13 protein-coding genes are annotated in these 16,202 nt (G+C 71.7%); 3 read left to right on the top strand and 10 right to left on the bottom strand.

All coding sequences use genetic code 11. The features are described from left to right. Nucleotides 1–363: 363 nt before the first annotated feature. The 10 genes from AB0B85_RS26910 to ftsY all read right to left on the bottom strand — a co-directional run bounded on the left by AB0B85_RS26910 (nucleotide 364) and on the right by ftsY (nucleotide 12,138). Nucleotides 364–1,443 (bottom strand): amidohydrolase family protein, encoded by a 1,080-nt coding sequence (locus AB0B85_RS26910; RefSeq protein WP_357411744.1) that lies wholly within the window; start codon nucleotides 1,441–1,443, stop codon nucleotides 364–366. A gap of 18 nt (nucleotides 1,444–1,461) precedes the next feature. Beyond that, entirely contained in the window at nucleotides 1,462–2,040 is a 579-nt protein-coding gene (locus AB0B85_RS26905) for a Uma2 family endonuclease (protein ID WP_357411743.1), read from the bottom strand. A gap of 68 nt (nucleotides 2,041–2,108) precedes the next feature. Further along, complete coding sequence (gene ffh, locus AB0B85_RS26900; RefSeq protein ID WP_357411742.1) at nucleotides 2,109–3,683, bottom strand: signal recognition particle protein; 1,575 nt, start codon at nucleotides 3,681–3,683, stop codon at nucleotides 2,109–2,111. Nucleotides 3,684–3,792: 109 nt separating this feature from the next. Beyond that, nucleotides 3,793–4,449, bottom strand: coding sequence for a response regulator transcription factor (locus AB0B85_RS26895; RefSeq protein ID WP_357411741.1), 657 nt, complete (start codon nucleotides 4,447–4,449; stop codon nucleotides 3,793–3,795). Then, nucleotides 4,446–5,609 (bottom strand): sensor histidine kinase, encoded by a 1,164-nt coding sequence (locus AB0B85_RS26890; RefSeq protein WP_357411740.1) that lies wholly within the window; start codon nucleotides 5,607–5,609, stop codon nucleotides 4,446–4,448. Before AB0B85_RS26890 ends, AB0B85_RS26895 begins: the two co-directional genes overlap by 4 nt. Before the next feature lie 131 nt (nucleotides 5,610–5,740). After that, nucleotides 5,741–8,017: a [protein-PII] uridylyltransferase gene (locus tag AB0B85_RS26885; protein ID WP_357411739.1), complete on the bottom strand. Its 2,277-nt coding sequence runs from the start codon at nucleotides 8,015–8,017 to the stop codon at nucleotides 5,741–5,743. A 17-nt stretch (nucleotides 8,018–8,034) separates the two neighbouring features. Further along, nucleotides 8,035–8,373, bottom strand: a complete 339-nt coding sequence (locus tag AB0B85_RS26880; RefSeq protein ID WP_172862163.1) for a P-II family nitrogen regulator — start codon at nucleotides 8,371–8,373, stop codon at nucleotides 8,035–8,037. A gap of 25 nt (nucleotides 8,374–8,398) precedes the next feature. Next, nucleotides 8,399–9,811: an ammonium transporter gene (locus tag AB0B85_RS26875; RefSeq protein WP_357411738.1), complete on the bottom strand. Its 1,413-nt coding sequence runs from the start codon at nucleotides 9,809–9,811 to the stop codon at nucleotides 8,399–8,401. 275 nt (nucleotides 9,812–10,086) lie between these two features. After that, on the bottom strand, nucleotides 10,087–10,950 hold the full coding sequence (locus tag AB0B85_RS26870) for an aminoglycoside phosphotransferase family protein (protein ID WP_357411737.1): 864 nt from the start codon (nucleotides 10,948–10,950) through the stop codon (nucleotides 10,087–10,089). Nucleotides 10,951–10,956: 6 nt separating this feature from the next. Beyond that, nucleotides 10,957–12,138, bottom strand: coding sequence for a signal recognition particle-docking protein FtsY (gene ftsY, locus AB0B85_RS26865; protein ID WP_357411736.1), 1,182 nt, complete (start codon nucleotides 12,136–12,138; stop codon nucleotides 10,957–10,959). A 116-nt stretch (nucleotides 12,139–12,254) separates the two neighbouring features. Here ftsY and AB0B85_RS26860 point away from each other — a divergent pair, with 116 nt between their 5' ends. The 3 genes from AB0B85_RS26860 (at nucleotide 12,255) to AB0B85_RS26850 (ending at nucleotide 16,201) form a co-directional block, all read left to right on the top strand. Next, on the top strand, nucleotides 12,255–13,982 hold the full coding sequence (locus AB0B85_RS26860; RefSeq protein WP_357411735.1) for an alkaline phosphatase D family protein: 1,728 nt from the start codon (nucleotides 12,255–12,257) through the stop codon (nucleotides 13,980–13,982). A 10-nt stretch (nucleotides 13,983–13,992) separates the two neighbouring features. Continuing rightward, the gene (locus AB0B85_RS26855; RefSeq protein ID WP_357411734.1) at nucleotides 13,993–14,433 is read left to right on the top strand and encodes a MarR family transcriptional regulator; all 441 of its coding nucleotides are present in this window, start codon (nucleotides 13,993–13,995) and stop codon (nucleotides 14,431–14,433) included. Between the two features lie 148 nt (nucleotides 14,434–14,581). Next, on the top strand, nucleotides 14,582–16,201 hold the full coding sequence (locus tag AB0B85_RS26850; protein WP_357411733.1) for an MDR family MFS transporter: 1,620 nt from the start codon (nucleotides 14,582–14,584) through the stop codon (nucleotides 16,199–16,201). Nucleotide 16,202 lies beyond the last annotated feature (1 nt).

Genomic DNA, 16,202 nt, shown 5'->3' with positions numbered 1-16,202 from the left:
GGGTCACCACCGCGAACGCGGCAAGCACCGAGAAGCCGTACGCGACCAGGTAGAACATCGTGCCGGCCAGCCCGTCGCGGCTCGGCGCCAACACCACGCCCCACGCCCCACGCCCTACGCCCCACGCCCCACGCCCCACGCCCCACGCCAAGATCGTGCTCGATCCTGGTTCCAGTGGCATCCCACGACGCCGAGGCCACTACTTCCTGGATCCAGCACGATCTTGCCGCGGGGCGGCGCGGCCCAGCGCGGCGCGGCGCGGCCCAGCGCGGCGCGGCGCGGCCCAGCGCGGCCCAGCGCGGCCCAGCGCGGCGCGGCTCCGGGGCGACGTGACGTGACGGGACCAGCGGGGCCGGCGCTGCGTCAGCGCAGTACTCGGCCGCGCAGGATCGTGCGGGACGGGGCACGGACCACGCGCAGGTCGCGGCGGGGGTCTTCCGGGTAGACAGTCAGGTCGGCGAGGCCGCCCTCGACCAGGCCGGGAAAGCCGAGCCATTCCCGGGCGCCCCAGGAGGCGGCGGCGAGCACGTCGATCGGTGCCAGGCCGGCCTGCTCGTGCAGCAGCAGCATCTCCTCGGCGGCCAGCCCGTGGTCGATGCCCCCGCCGGCGTCGGTGCCCACGTAGATCGGCACACCTGCCTCGTGTGCGGCGCGCACCACCTCGGGGAAACCGTCGCGCAGGGCGAGCATGTGCTCCGCGTACCCGGGGAACTTGCCCCGCGCCTGTTCGGCGATGGCTCCGAAGGTCGCGATGTTGATCATCGTGGGGATGAGCGCGGTGCCCTGCCGGGCCATCTCGTCGATCAGGTCGAGGCTGAGCCCGGTGCCGTGCTCCACCGAGTCCACCCCGGCACGCACCATGATCTCGACGGCGGACTCGGAGAAGGTGTGCACAGCGGCGCGTACCCCGGCGTCGTGGGCGGCCCGCACGGCGGCGGTGAGGGTGTCCGCGTCCCAGGCGGGCGCGAGGTCGCCCACGCCCCTGTCGATCCAGTCGCCGACGAGCTTGATCCAACCGTTGCCGGCCCGCGCCTGCTCCGCCACCGTCGCGGCCACCTCGGTCGCGTCGACCTCCACGCCGATGTCCCGCAGGTAGCGCTTCGGCGGCGCGATGTGCCGGCCGGCGCGGGCCAGTCGCGGCAGGTCCGGTTCGTCGTCGAGTTCGGGGTACGGGTACGGCGAGCCGGCGTCGCGGATCGCCAGCACGCCGGCGTCCCGGTCGAGGCGGGCCAGCTCGCGGGCCTGGTCGAGCGAGGTGATCGGGGCGCCGCCTCGGGCGATGCCGATGTGGCAGTGCGCGTCGACCAGCCCCGGCAGCACGAAGCCGCCGTCGACAACTGTCTCCGCGTCGGGCACCGGGGTGAAGGTCACCCGGTCGCCGACCAGCCAGAGATCCCGGACCTCGTCGTCGGGGAGCAGCACACCGCGCACATGAAGAGCCATGCGCTCAGTCCTACCCGATCACTCCTCGTCGGGGGCGAGCAGGTCGTTCCTCCGAGCGGTGAGAGCCGGCAGGTCCACCGAGACCTTCCACGGCCGCTCGGTGACGAACAGGTCCTCGGTGTGCGCGACCTGCTCGTACTCGCGGTTCGCGCCGAGCGCGTACTCGGTGAGCGTGACGCGCTCCTGCGACGGGTCCACCACCCAGTAGGACCGGATTCCGGCGTGCGCGTAGACCTTCGCCTTGTCGTACATGTCGCGGAAGCTGGAGGTCGGGGATACGACCTCCACGGCAAGCAGGGCGTCCTCGACCGGGACGGGCGACCGGTTGGCGTGCGTACGGCGGATGACCACCACGTCCGGGCGCGGCTCGTTACGCCGGTCGACCCGCATCGACAGGTCGATACTGACCAGATATTCGGGTGGGCAGTTGACTTCGACGGCCAGCAGCAGTCGAACACAGAAATCTTGGTGCACGGCAGTCGGCGACGGCACGATCAACCTTCCGTTGATCAGTTCGTACGGAAGGTCCTTCGGTAGCTCACCGAGGTCGTCGACCGTCCACTCGTGCCGTTCGGGCAGGATCGGGGCCGCGGTCATGACATCTCCTTCCAGGGGGCGACGTCACCCTAAGCGCCGGATCGGTCGCCCGCCGTCACCGACACGCGTCAGCGCGGGCCCTTGTCGCCGCCCTTGCCGAGCTTGTTGAAGTCGATCTTCGGAAGCTTGAAGCCTGGTGGCAGACCCTGAGCGCCGGAGAGGTCGTTCGGGTCCATTCCCGGCGGGAGCTGCGGCATGCCGGCCGGGAAGCCGCCCGCACCGATGCGCGGACCGGCACCACTCTGCCCCGCGCCCCGCGAACGCTGCGAGCCCTTCGTGTTTTTTCGCTTGTTCTTCGGTGACTTGGTCGCCTTGCGTCGGCCACCGCCGGGCAGGCCCATCATGCCGCCCATCTGCTTCATCATCTTCTGCGCGTCGGCGAAGCGGTTGAGCAGCTGGTTGACGTCCATCACGGTGACCCCGGAGCCGTTCGCGATACGCGCCCGACGAGAGCCGTTGATGATCTTCGGGTTGGTGCGCTCGCCCGGGGTCATCGACCTGATGATCGCGGTGACCCGGTCGAAGTGGCTGTCGTCCAGCTCGGCGAGCTGGTCCTTCATCTGCCCCATGCCCGGCATCATGGCCAGCACGTTGGCGATCGGACCCATCCGCCGCACCGCGATGAGCTGGTCGAGGAAGTCGTCGAGGGTGAACTGCTCGCCGCCCATCAGCTTGGCGGTCATCTTCTCCTTCTGATCCGAGTCGAAGGCCTGCTCGGCCTGCTCGATCAGAGTGAGGACGTCGCCCATGCCGAGGATCCGGCTGGCCATCCGGTCGGGGTGGAAGACGTCGAAGTCCTCCAACTTCTCACCGGTGGAGGCGAACAGGATCGGCTGCCCGGTCACCTCGCGCACGGAGAGCGCGGCACCACCACGGGCGTCGCCGTCGAGCTTGGAGAGCACCACACCGGTGATGCCGACGCCGTCGCGGAACGCCTCGGCGGTGCGCACGGCGTCCTGACCGACCATCGCGTCGATGACGAAGATGACCTCGTCCGGCTGCACGGCGTCACGGATGTCAGCGGCCTGCTGCATCATCTCGGCGTCGATGCCGAGGCGACCGGCGGTGTCGACGATGACGATGTCGCGGGCGGCCCGCTTCGCGTGCTCGATCGACGCGCGGGCCACCTGCACCGGGTCGCCGGTGCCGTTGCCGGGCTCCGGGGCGTACACCTCGACGCCGGCCCGACCACCGAGCACCTGGAGCTGCCCGACGGCGTTGGGGCGCTGGAGGTCGGCGGCGACAAGCAGCGGCTGGTGCCCCTGGCCCTTGAGCCAGCGGGCCAGCTTGCCGGCGAGGGTGGTCTTACCGGAACCCTGGAGGCCGGCCAGCATGATCACCGTCGGCGGCTGCTTGGCGAACTGGAGCCGCCGCCCCTCGCCGCCGAGCACGTTGATCAGCTCTTCGTTGACGATCTTGATGATCTGCTGAGCCGGGTTCAGCGCCTGGGAGACCTCGGAGCTGCGGGCGCGTTCCTTGACGGCCGCGATGAAGCCCTTGACCACCGGCAGCGCGACGTCCGCCTCCAACAGCGCGAGGCGGATCTCGCGCGCCGTGGCATCGATGTCGGCGTCGGTGAGCCGCCCCTTGCCGCGGAGCTTGGTGAAGATCCCGGACAGGCGGTCACTCAAGGTGTCAAACACGCGAACATCCCGTTTGTCAGTGTTCCGGCGGGCACAACCCGGCCGGCACTGCGGAGTCCGGCCACCGCTAGGGTAGCCGCCCGGCCACCGGGCCGCTGGCGGCCCGGCCTCACCCCGGGACCAACCCCGACTGGTACGCGAACACGACGAGTTGGGCCCGGTCCCGGGCTCCCAGCTTGCCCATGGCCCGGCTGACGTGCGTACGCGCGGTCGCCGGGCTGAGCACCAGCCGGGCGGCGATCTCCTCGTTGTTCAAGCCCTCACCGACCAGGCCGACCACCTGGCGCTCCCGGTCGGTGAGCGTGTCCAGCCGAGGGTGCGGGCGCGGCACCCGCGACGGCCGGGTGGCGAACTCCCGCACCACCCGCCGGGTCACCGACGGCGACAGCAGCGCCTCCCCCTCGGCGACCAGCCGGATCGCGCGCAGCAGCTCGGTCGGTCGGGTGTCCTTGGTGAGGAATCCGCTCGCGCCGTACCGCAGCGCGTCGAAGACGTACTCGTCCAGCTCGAAGGTGGTCAGCACCACCACCCGCGTACCGGTCAGGTCGGGGTCGGCGACGATCCGCCTGGTCGCCTCGATGCCGTCGATGCCGGGCATCCGGATGTCCATCAGCACCACGTCCGGTCGCTCCCGCCGCGCCAGCTCGACCGCCCGCAGCCCGTCGGCCGCCTCACCGGCCAGCGCCAGGTCGTCCTCGCTCTCCACAAGCGCGCGCAGACCGAGCCGGACCAGATCCTGGTCGTCGGCGATCAGCACCCGGATCACCTGACCGGCCCCACGGGCAGCCGGGCGTACACCCGGAAGCCGCCACCGTCGTGCGGCCCGGCGGTCAACCACCCGCCCAGCGCCGCGACCCGCTCCCGCATCCCGGCCAGCCCGTGCCCGCGATCGCCGTCGGCCGGATCGGTGCCGGCGTCCCTGGCGCCCGTACCCCGGTCGGTGACCTCGACCGTCAGCTCATCGGCCCGGTAGTGCACAGTCACCTCCGCGTTCGCCACCCCCGCGTGGCGCAGCACGTTGGTCAACGCCTCCTGCACCACCCGGTACGCGGCCAGATCAAGCGCGGCCGGCAGCTCCCGGGGGGAGCCGACCACGCGTACGTCGACGACGAGCCCGGCCCCGGCGAGCCGGTCGCGTAGTGCCGGCAGGCGGGCCAGGCCGGGTACCGGTTCGCGTTCCGCCCCCTGCCGCACCGCGCCCAGCGTGACCCGGAGCTCGTCGAGCGCCTCACGGCTGGTCCGGCTGATCGCGGTCAACGCGGTCTCCGCCTGCTCCGGTCGTTTCGGCAGCAGGTGCAGGGCGATCTCCGCCTGCATGCTGATCGCGGCCAGACCGTGCCCCACCACGTCGTGCACCTCCTGCGCGATCCGCAACCGTTCCTCGTCGGCCCGCCGCCGGGCCTCCTCGGCGCGACCGCGGGCCTCCTCGGCCCGGCTGCGTGCCGCCACCTCACGGTTGACCCGCAGCACGACCCCCACCGCGAACGGTACGGCCACCCAGGCCGCCGCCGGGAGCACTCCGGTCCAACCCTCGGCCGGCCCCAGGGACCAGAAGACGTGCGTCAGCAACACCACGAACGCGCCGCCGCTGGCCAGCGCCGCCGGACGCACCGGCAGCCGCACCGCCACCGTGTACACCGCGACCAGGAAGGTGAGCAGGATCGGCCCGTACGGATAGCCGCGCACCAGGTACGTCGTGACGGCAACGGTGACCAGGGCGAGGGCGCTGACCGGGACACGCCGACGGGCCAGCAGGGCGAGCGCGGCGACCGCGATCAGCAGCCGGCAGAACCCGTCCACCGGCGTCGACCCCGGCTGGTTGTCCCCGGCCAGGCCGGTGGCGAGTTGCCCCAACCCGAGCAGCGCCAGCGCGAGCACTGTGTCGGCGGCCAGCTCCGGCCATCGCCACCGCCCGCTCCCTCGCATGGCCGTCATTCTGCCCGCGCCGACGCCCCCCGACGTGCGCCTGCGGGCGACACCTCCGCTACGCCCCCGGACGTACCCCCCGCCACACCTCCGCCCCGCTGGCACGGCTCGGGTGGGACTGCCGACGCGGATCAGACGGCGGCCAGGACCGCGGCCTCCAGACGGGCTCGGGCTTCGTCGTCCGGCCAGCCGCCGACCAGGTAGAAGGCGTCCACCACGTCGGCACCGAGCGTGGAGATGCGCGCCGCACGGACCAGGGCGCCCGCCTCGTCGAGCGCGCAGGTGACCCGGTAGAGCAGGCCGGCGGCGTCGGCCGCGCGCAGCTCAAGCAGCACGGCGTCGGTGGCGGCCTCGCGGTGCCAGACGACCCGGGGAGCGGCACCGTTGCCTCGGGCGGCCAGCGCCCGGCCACGTAGTCGCTGGGTTACCGACACGTCGCCGCCGACCGCCCGGCGCAGGTCGGCACGCAGCGGTACCGGATCCGGCGCCAGGCCGTAGCGGGGTTGCACCCGGCACTCGACAAGGGCCCGGCCGTCGACCACCGACGCGTCCGCGGAGATCACTTCCAGCCGGTGCAGGGCCAGGCAGCCGGCGACAGTGGCGAGCAGGCCCCGCCGGTCGGCCGCGGCGACCGACACCCGGTCGCCGGTCAGGTGGACGACCGGCAGTGGCCCGGCCAGCAGTGCCGGGTCCGGTGCCGGCGGCTCGGGCAGTACGCCGGTGTCGAGTGCGGTGCGGACCCGGGCGACCAGCTCGGCGACGAGTCGGCCCTTCCAGTCCGACCAGGCCGCCGGCCCGGTCGCCGCCGCGTCGGCCCGGACCAGGGCGTGCAACAGGTCGAGGGTGCCGGTGTCACCGACCGCCTCGGCCACCGAGGCGATGGTGACCGGGTCGGCCAGGTCTCGGCGGGTGGCCACGTCGGGCAGCAGCAGGTGCAGCCGGACCAGCGTGCCGATCAGCTCGACTTCGCCGGGGGGCAGACCGATCCGGGTCGCCGCCGCCTGGGCCACCGGCACCCCGACGGTGCTGTGATCACCGGTGAGGCCCTTGCCGATGTCGTGCAGGAGAGCACCGAGCAGCAGCAGGTCGGGGCGTTCCACCTCGCGTGCGTGCCGGCTGGCCTCGTACGCGGTCTGTACGAGGTGCCGGTCGAGGGTGTAGCGGTGCACCGGGTTGTGCTGGGGCAGGCTGCGCAGTCGCGTCCACTCGGGCAGCCAGCCGTCGACCAACCCGTACCTGTCGCAGGTCTCCCAGGCAGGCACCAGACCGGGACCGGCGCCGAGCAGGGTGGTCAGCGCGGCGCGGGCCTCGGCCGGCCACGGCGCCGGCAGCGGCGGGCAGTAGGCCGCCAGCCACTCGCAGGTGGCCCGGGCGATCGGGAGGCGGGTCGTGGCCGCCGCGGCAGCCACCCGCAGCGAGAGGCTCGGGTCGGGTCGGGCCCCGATCGCCGTGCGGGCGAGCACCAGCTCGCCGTCGTGCTCGACCACGTCCCGGGCCACCGGCCGGCGCGGGGAGCGGCCGTTGCCACCTCGGGACCGGCCGGAGCGCAGCCGGTCGGCGGCGCGGAACGCATCGTCCAGGGCGTGACTGACAGTGCGGGCGTCACCGGCGACCCGGCGCAGGAGAGCGTCGCCGTCGTCCAACGCGAGGAGCGCCGCCACTCCGTCGCGTTCCTGGGCGACCAGCCGATCGACCCGCCGGCCGACCTGCTGGTGCAGGGCGTCCCGGGTGTCCAGCAGGCGCAGGTGGGCGGCGCGTACGGCGGGACGCAGCGCGTCGGTGATGCCGGCGGCGGAGATCGCCCGCAGCAGACCCACGTCGCGCAGGCCACCGGCGGCCTCCTTCAGGTCGCCCTCCAGCAGGAAGGCCAGCTCGCCGTGGGCCTGCCAGCGTGCCTCGGTGACCTCCCGCAGGCCGGGCAGGTGCCGGACGGCGGTGCGCCGCCAGTGGTCGGCGGCCGTGCGGATCAGTGCGTCGGCCAGCCCCTGGTCGCCCACGACGAGTCGGGCGTCGAGCAGCCCGAGGGCGACCTTGACGTCGTCCTGGGCCACCGAGAGCGCTTCGGAGACGGTGCGTACCGAGTGGTCGAGTCGCAGACCGGCGTCCCAGATCGGGTACCAGATCGAGGCGGCCAACTCGTCGGTGCCCGGCACCCCGGCGTGCAGCAGCACCAGGTCGAGATCGCTGTACGGGGCGCACTGCCGCCGACCCAGCCCCCCGACGGCAAGCAGTGCCACCCCGTCCCGCGCCGGCAGGAGCCCTCGCAGGAACGCGTCGTAGGCGGCTGCGCGCCCCTGCCGGGCGGGTTCCCCGATTCCCCCGGGGACGCCGATGGCCTCGTTGATCAAGAGATTCGCGTCACCGTCAGCGGTGTCGCCTGACGCGTCCTTCTTGATCAACGAGGCCATGTCGGTAGCGGTCCAGATCAGAGCGCGTCGAGGCCGCGTTCGCCGGTACGCACCCGGACGACCTCTTCGACACCGGTGACCCAGACCTTGCCGTCACCGATCTTGCCCGTGCGGGCCGCCCCGACGATGGCGTCGACCACCTTGTCCACGTCGATCTCGTCGGTGAGCACCTCGACCCGGATCTTGGGCAGGAACTCGACCGTGTACTCGGCACCCCGGTAGACCTCGGTGTGCCCCTTCTGCCGCCCGTACCCCTGAACCTCGCTGACGGTCAGCCCGGCCACCCCGAGGGCGTGCAGGGCCTCCTTCACCGCGTCCAGCTGGTACGGCTTGATGACCGCGGTCACCAGCTTCATGTCCAACCCCTCCATCCCAGGAACGTTAACCGGCGACCTTTTCGCTTACCGGCTCGGCGGGCTCCGCCTCCGGCTTGGCGCCACTCGTCGTGCCGCCACCGGGGGTGCCGATGCCGGCCATCGCGAACGCGCTGCCCGTGCCGCCACCGGCCGGGGACAGGTCGTAGCTGCTCTCGGCGTGCTCGGCGATGTCGATGCCGTCGACCTCCGCCTCACCCTTGACCCGGAAGCCGATCGTCTTCTCGATGACGAAGGCGAGCACCCAGGCGACGCCGAACGACCAGGCGGTGACGATCAAGCCGGCGAGGGCCTGCCGTCCGAGCTGGGTGACGCCGCCGCCGTAGAAGAGGCCGTCGGAGGCGCCCACCACGTCGGTGATCGCGGCGTTCACCGAGTTCGTGGCGAAGAGACCGAGCCAGAGCGAGCCGATCCAACCACCGACGAAGTGCACGCCGACCACGTCGAGGGAGTCGTCGTAGCCGAGCTTGTACTTGAGGCTGACGGCGAGCGCACACACGGCACCGGCGACGATGCCGAGCAGGACGGACGCCCACGGGGCGATGAAACCGCAGGCCGGGGTGATGGCGACCAGACCGGCGACGGCGCCGGACGAGGCACCGACCATCGTCGGCTTGCGGGTCTTCACCCACTCGACGGCGATCCAGCCGAGCACCGCCGCCGCCGTGGCGAGCTGGGTGTTGATGAAGGCGAGGCCGGCGACCGAGTCGACTGTCAACTCCGAGCCGGCGTTGAACCCGAACCAGCCGAACCACAGCAGACCGGCACCGAGCGCGACGAGCGGGATGTTGTGCGGCTTCATGCCCTCCCGCGGCCAACCGAGCCGCTTGCCGAGCACCAGCGCCACGGCCAGGGCCGCCGCACCGGCGTTGATGTGCACAGCGGTGCCACCGGCGAAGTCGAGCGCGTGGATGTCACCGCCGATGATGCCGCCGCCCCACACCCAGTGCGCGACAGGGAAGTAGACGAGCGTGGCCCAACCGAAGGCGAACAGCAGCCAGCCGGCGAACTTGGCCCGGTCGGCGATGGCACCGCTGATCAGCGCGACGGTGATCACCGCGAAGACCATCTGGAACGCCATGAACACGTAGAGCGGGACCCCGATGCCGCTGGGGTTCTCCGCCGTGGCACCCCACAGGTCGGTCTCGGCGAGGAAGGTCTTGGTGCCGAGGTACGCGCCCGGGTCGCCCCAGAAGCCGTTCACGTCGGTCCCGAAGGCGACGCTGAAACCGTAGAACCACCACAGAATAGAGATGAGCCCGATAGCGGAGAAGCTCATCATCATCATGTTGAGTACGCCCTTGGCCCGGTTCAGGCCGCCGTAGAACAGCGCCAGTCCGGGGGTCATGAGCAGCACGAGCGCTGTCGAAACCAGCAGCCACGTGGTATTGGCGCCGTCGATCGTCGGTGCTTCAGGCACGCTGGCCTCCTAAAGGTGAAGTCCTCCTTCGCGGCTTTCCGGGGCAGCGTCGCCCGTAGGCCGGTTGCGCGGAAGCTTCGCGGCCGGCTGTTTCACCCACGGTCCCGTGCGGGTTTCCGGTTCGTGACAGCTTGTTTCGGACGTGTCACGAAGTCCGCACAGTCAGCGGCATGGACAATGGCGGATCGTTCGGACGGCGTACGTCGATGGCTGACCGGTCAGACGCATCGACCGGTCCGCTTGACGGGACCGGCCGAGCATCGACCGGTCCGCGCTCAGCGGAGGGCGTTCTCCAACGCGTGCCGCTCGTAGTCGAGCAGCCGGAGATCCCGCATCGGCCGGCGCAGGTGGCCCTTGTGCACGATCCGGACGAACGCCGGCTCACCCGCGGCGGCCATCCGCCGGATCCCCTCGACGTGGTCCACGATCCGTTTGCGGATGGTCCGGATCAGCCGGTGCCGGTCGCGCGGGATCAACCCGTACGCGTCGGCGAAGAGCCGGAGCCGGCGCGGCCGGTCCGGGTGCTTCCAGCCCAGCGTGATCGAGTCCCGGTCCGCGAAGATCGGCACCCAGGTCCACGCCGCGTACGCCACGTCGTAGATCCGTGCGCCGGGCGAGGCGAGATCGAAGTCGATGAGCCCGAGGGTGCCGTCCGGCCGCCAGATCACGTTGTGCGGCGCGGCGTCGTGGTGGCAGATCACCTCGGTGTCCGGCGGCGGGGGCCCGAACGAGCGCCAGACCGCCTGCGGTGGCGGGGTGAATCCGTACTGCGCGTCGTGGAACATCCGCAGCATCGTGGCGACGGTGACCAGCGCCTCGTCGGTCACCCAGTGCGGGGCGAGCGGATATTCGCCGCACTCCCCCTCCAGGTACGACAACACCTCACGGTTGCGCTCGTCCATGCCGAGCGCTCTCGGGGCACCGGTGAAACCCACGTACTCCAGGTGCCGCAGCAGGGCGTGCACCGACGGCGTCCACGGTCCGGCGTTGCGGCGGACCGTGTCACCGACGCGGACGACGGTGCTCACGTTGCCGCCGTGCAGCGGGATCTCCTGCGAAGTCACGTACGGTCTCCCGAGGCGCTGCGAGGGGTGGCCGGGCTCACGCCAGCCCGCGTACGCGCGGTTGTCACTGGACACCCGAGACTACGCGTCCCGTCCGGTGGCCTCGGTCCCCAGCAACGCGTCGACGAACTGCGCCGGGTCGAACGGGGCCAGATCGTCCTTGCCTTCGCCGAGGCCGACCAGCTTCACGGGGATGCCGAGCTTGCGTTGCACGGCGATCACGATGCCGCCCTTGGCGGTCCCGTCGAGCTTGGTGAGCACCACCCCTGTCACGTTCACCACCTCGGTGAAGACCCGGGCCTGCTCCAGGCCGTTCTGGCCGGTGGTGGCGTCCAGGATGAGCAGCGTCTCGTCGATCGGGCCCTGCTTCTCCACCACGCGCTTGACCTTGCCCAGCTCGTCCATCAGGCCGACCTTGTTCTGCAGCCGGCCGGCGGTGTCGATGAGCACGGTGTCCACGCCGGTGTCGATGCCGCGCTTGACCGCGTCGAAGGCGACGCTGGCCGGGTCGGCGGCCTCGGGCCCACGGACGGTCTCCGCGCCGACGCGCGAGCCCCAGGTCTCCAGTTGGTCGGCGGCGGCGGCCCGGAAGGTGTCCGCGGCGCCGAGCAAAACGCTCCGGCCGTCGGCCACCAGCACCCGGGCGATCTTGCCGCAGGTGGTGGTCTTGCCCGCGCCGTTGACTCCGACGACCAGGACCACGGCCGGCACGCCGTCCTTCGGGGCGGTCCGCAGCGACCGGTCCAGGCTCGGGTCGAGCGCGTTCACCAACTCGGCGGCGAGCAGCGCGCGCAGCTCGGCGGCCGAGCGGGTGCCGAGTACCCGGGTGCGCTCGCGCAGCCGGTCGACGATGTCGCGGGTGGCGTCGACGCCGACGTCGGCGGTGATCAGGCTGTCCTCGATCTCCTCCCAGACGTCCTCGTCGAGGTGGTCGCGGGCGAGCAGGCCGAGTAGGCGCTTGCCGAAGACGCTCTGCGAGCGGGACAGCCGCGAGCGGAGCCGGACCAGTCGCCCGGCGGTCGGCTCGGGCACCTCGACCTGCGGTTCGAGCACCGGCGGTGGCTCGACCAGGACGCCGGTGGACAGATCGGACTCCGGTGCCTCGACCGGCGGGCCGGCGAGATCCTCCTCGGCTCTGGTGTCGACCTCGGTGCGGGGAAGCGGGGGCTCGGGCCGCCGCCGCAGTCGCGGCACGACAAGCCCGACCGTGCCGGCGATCAGCACACCGAGCAGGACCAGAGCGAGGACGAGATATTCGGCCATGCCGGAATCCTGTCAGATGCCGGCGACGGCGTCCCAGCCACCGCACCCCGAGCGGTGCCCGGAGTCTCCACCACCGCCCCCGGCCGGTGCCCGCAACCGGCGGTAGGCTCGGCCGCATGCCCGCCGCACACCTTCTCATCGGCCCCTTGCTGCGGCGAGTCGTCGACACCCGGGCGACCATCTGGGTGGAGACGGCGGCGCCCGCCGTGGTCACCGTCCGCACCGCCAGCGGCGCCACCGGCACCGCGCCCACCTTCTCGGCGTACGAGCACCACTACGCGCTTGTGGTGGTGCAGGGGCTGACCCCGGGCAGCGAGACCACCTACGAGGTGCTTGTCGACGACGAGGTGGTCTGGCCGGTGCCGAGCACCGGCTTCCCGCCGAGCGTGATCCGCACCCGGGCCGCCGACGACCGGGACCAGCCGGTCAACCTGATCTTCGGCTCGTGCCGGGAGACCACCCAGCACGCCACCACCCGGAAGCTGCCGCCGGACGCGCTCGACGCGTACGCCCGGCGGATGATGGCCGACCCGGAGTCGAACCCGCTGCCCGACCTGTTGGTGCTGCTCGGCGACCAGGTCTACGCCGATGTCACCTCACCCACGGTGCGCCGGTTGCTGCGTCGACGGCGGCGGCGGCCGAAGGGCGCCCCTGCCGACCAGGTGGTGAGCTTCGACGAGTACACCAAGCTCTACCTGGAGTCCTGGCGTGATCCGGAGATCCGCTGGCTGCTCTCCACGGTGCCGAGCGTGATGATCTTCGACGACCACGAGATCATCGACGACTGGAACACCTCCGCGGCCTGGCGGGCCGAGGTCCGCGAGCAGCCCTGGTGGCAGGAGCGGATCGGCAGCGGGCTGGCCTCGTACTGGGTCTACCAGCACCTGGGCAACCTGTCCCCCGACGAGATCACCGCCGACCCGGTCTTCGCGAAGGTCGCCGCCGCCGAGGACGCGACGAGTGTGTTGCGCGAGTTCGGGCACCGGGTCGACCAGGAGTCGGACCTGGCGCACGACACCGAGCGCTGGCGGGCCGTGCAGTACCAGTGGAGTTACGCACTGGATCTGGGCCGGACCAGGTTGGTCATGCTCGACAACAGGTGCAGCCGGGTGCTCGAACCGGGCAGCCGGGCCATGCTGCCACCGGGCGAGTGGTCCTGGTTCCTGGACCAGGCGCACGGGGTCTACGACCACCTGGTGGTCGGCGCGTCGCTGCCCTGGTTGCTGCCGCAGGGCATCCATCACATCGAGGCGTGGAACGAGAAGCTCGCCGAGTCGCGCCGACCCTGGGTGGCACGCGGGGCGGAGAAGCTGCGCCGAGCGCTGGACCTGGAGCACTGGGCCGCGTTCCGGCGCTCGTTCGAGGCACTCGCGGAGACCTTCGCCCGGATCGGCACCGGCACCCCGAGGGAGTCCGGCGCGCGGGTCGGCGCCGGTCCGGCGTACGCCCCGCCGGCGTCGATAAGTGTGCTCTCCGGGGATGTGCACCACTCGTACGTGGCCCGGGCCCGGTTCCCCGACCCGGCGGTGGTCACGCCGGTGCACCAGCTCACCTGCTCGCCGATCCACAACCAGGTGCCGGCCGGCATCCGTCCGCTGATGCGGATGGGCTGGTCGGCGGGGCCGGCGGGGGCGACCCGGGCGTTGGCCCGTTCGGCCGGCGTACGGCGGCCGGGGGTGCGCTGGCGCAAGCTCGCCGGTCCCTACTTCGGCAACGCGGTCGCCACCCTTACCCATCGGGGGCGCGGGGCGGACGTGGTCATCGAGGGCACCACGAAGGACGGGCACCTACAGCAGGTGATGCGGCGCCGACTCTCCGGCGGCGACGAACCGACAGCGCCGTAGTCTCTACGCCGTGGATGAGCACCTGCCGGAGCCGATCCGGGCGGTCGAGCACGAGTTGACCGCTCTGCTGCGTCGTGGGCGGGCGGTTTCCTGGGAAATCGCCCGGGAAGTGCATCCGAACCTGGAGCCGAACACCTACGGCCTACTGCTCTGGTTGCGGCGCAGTGGGTCGATCCGGTTGACCGAGTTGGCGGCGCGGCTCGGTGTGGGCAAGGGCACGCTGAGCCGGCAGATCAACGCGCTGGAAGCCCTCGGGCTGATTCACCGCGACCCCGATCCGAGCGACCGGCGGGCCGCGCAGATCCGCCTCACCGAGGAGGGGCAGCGCCGGTTCGACGTCGCCCGCGCCGCCCGGTCGGGTGAGTTCCTGCGCGCGCTGGACGGCTGGCCGAGCCGGGACGTCGAGGAGTTCGCCCGGCTGCTCGGCCGGTTCAACGACTCCTGGCAGTAGCGCCGGTCGGCCGGGAATAGGGCACCGGTCCGTCAAGTTGTTGCTTCAGGCAACCAAGGCATACGGTTGCTTCAGGCAACTCACAGGCGGCCCCGTGCGCGTCAGCCCGCCGCCGTTCCACCTCGACTCCGCTCGGAGGCAACACACGATGAGCCAGGCCACAGCCCCCACTCGGGCGGCCGCCGTCGACATGACCCACCGGCAGATTCTGGAGGCCCTCTCCGGCCTGCTGCTGGGCCTGTTCGTCGCGATCCTCTCCTCCACGGTCATCTCGAACGCGCTACCGCGGATCATCACCGAACTGCACGGCGGCCAGTCCGCGTACACCTGGGTTGTCACCTCGGCCCTGCTCGCGACCACCGCGACCACCCCGATCTGGGGCAAGCTCGCCGACCTGACCAGCAAGAAGACTCTCGTACAACTAGCCCTCGGCATCTACGTGCTGGGCTCGGTGCTGGCCGGCCTCGCGCAGGGCACCGGAGAGCTGATCGCCTGCCGGGTGTTGCAGGGCATCGGCGCCGGCGGTCTCACCGCGCTGGCCCAGGTGATCATGGCCACGATGATCACGCCGCGCGAGCGGGGCCGCTACAGCGGCTACCTCGGCGCCGTGATGGCCGTCGGCACCATCGGTGGCCCGCTGATCGGCGGCGTGATCGTCGACACCTCGTGGCTCGGCTGGCGCTGGTGCTTCTACGTCGGCGTGCCGTTCGCCATCGTCGCCCTGATCGTGCTCCAGAAGACCCTGCACCTGCCGGTGGTCAAGCGGAAGGCGCAGATCGACTGGTGGGGCGCCACCCTGATCACCGCTGCCGTGTCGCTGCTGCTGATCTGGGTCTCGCTCGCCGGTGACCAGTTCGCCTGGGCGTCCTGGCAGACCGCCGCCATGGTTCTCGGCGCCCTGGTGCTCGGTGCGCTGGCGATCCGGGTCGAGACCCGGGCCGCCGAGCCGATGATCCCGCCGCGGCTGTTCCGCAACCGCACCATCACCCTCGCCGTCGTGGCCAGCATCGCGGTCGGTGTCGGCATGTTCGGCGCGTCGATCTTCCTCGGCCAGTACTTCCAGATCAGCCGCGGGCAGAGCCCGACCATGTCCGGCCTGATGACCCTGCCGATGATCCTCGGCCTGCTTGTCGCCTCCACCGTCATCGGGCGGGTCATCACCAAGACCGGCCGCTGGAAGCGGTACCTGGTGATCGGGTCGGCGCTGCTCACCATCGGCTTCGCGCTGATGGGCACGCTCCGCGCGGACACCAGCTTCGCCCTGCTCAGCGTCTACATGCTGGTGATCGGTGTCGGCCTGGGCATGACCATGCAGAACCTGGTCCTCGCCGTGCAGAACACCGTCGGACCGCACGAGCTCGGCGCGGCCAGCTCGGTGGTGGCGTTCTTCCGCAGCCTGGGCGGCGCGATCGGCGTCTCCGCCCTCGGCGCGGTGCTCGCCCACAAGGTCAAGGACTACACCGCCGACGGGCTGGCCCAGCTCGGCATCCCCGCCTCCAGCTCCGGCAGCGGCGGCACCCTGCCCGACGTGCACACCCTGCCCGGCCCACTGCGCGCCGTTGTGGAGAGCGCGTACGGCCACGGCGCCGGCGACATCTTCCTGGCCGCCGCCCCCTTCGCACTCGTCGCGCTGATCGCGGTGGCCTTCATCAAGGAGGTGCCGCTGCGCCAGCACAACGGCAACCCGGTTTCCGACGAGGTCGAGCGGGAATCGACAGTCGCAGCCGGCGCGGGCACGGCAGTGGTCCCTACCGGTGAGCAGAGGTGAG

This window comes from Micromonospora sp. NPDC049044 (assembly GCF_040649215.1).
GTDB lineage: Bacteria > Actinomycetota > Actinomycetes > Mycobacteriales > Micromonosporaceae > Micromonospora.
This window is presented reverse-complemented; position numbering and strand designations above follow the sequence as displayed.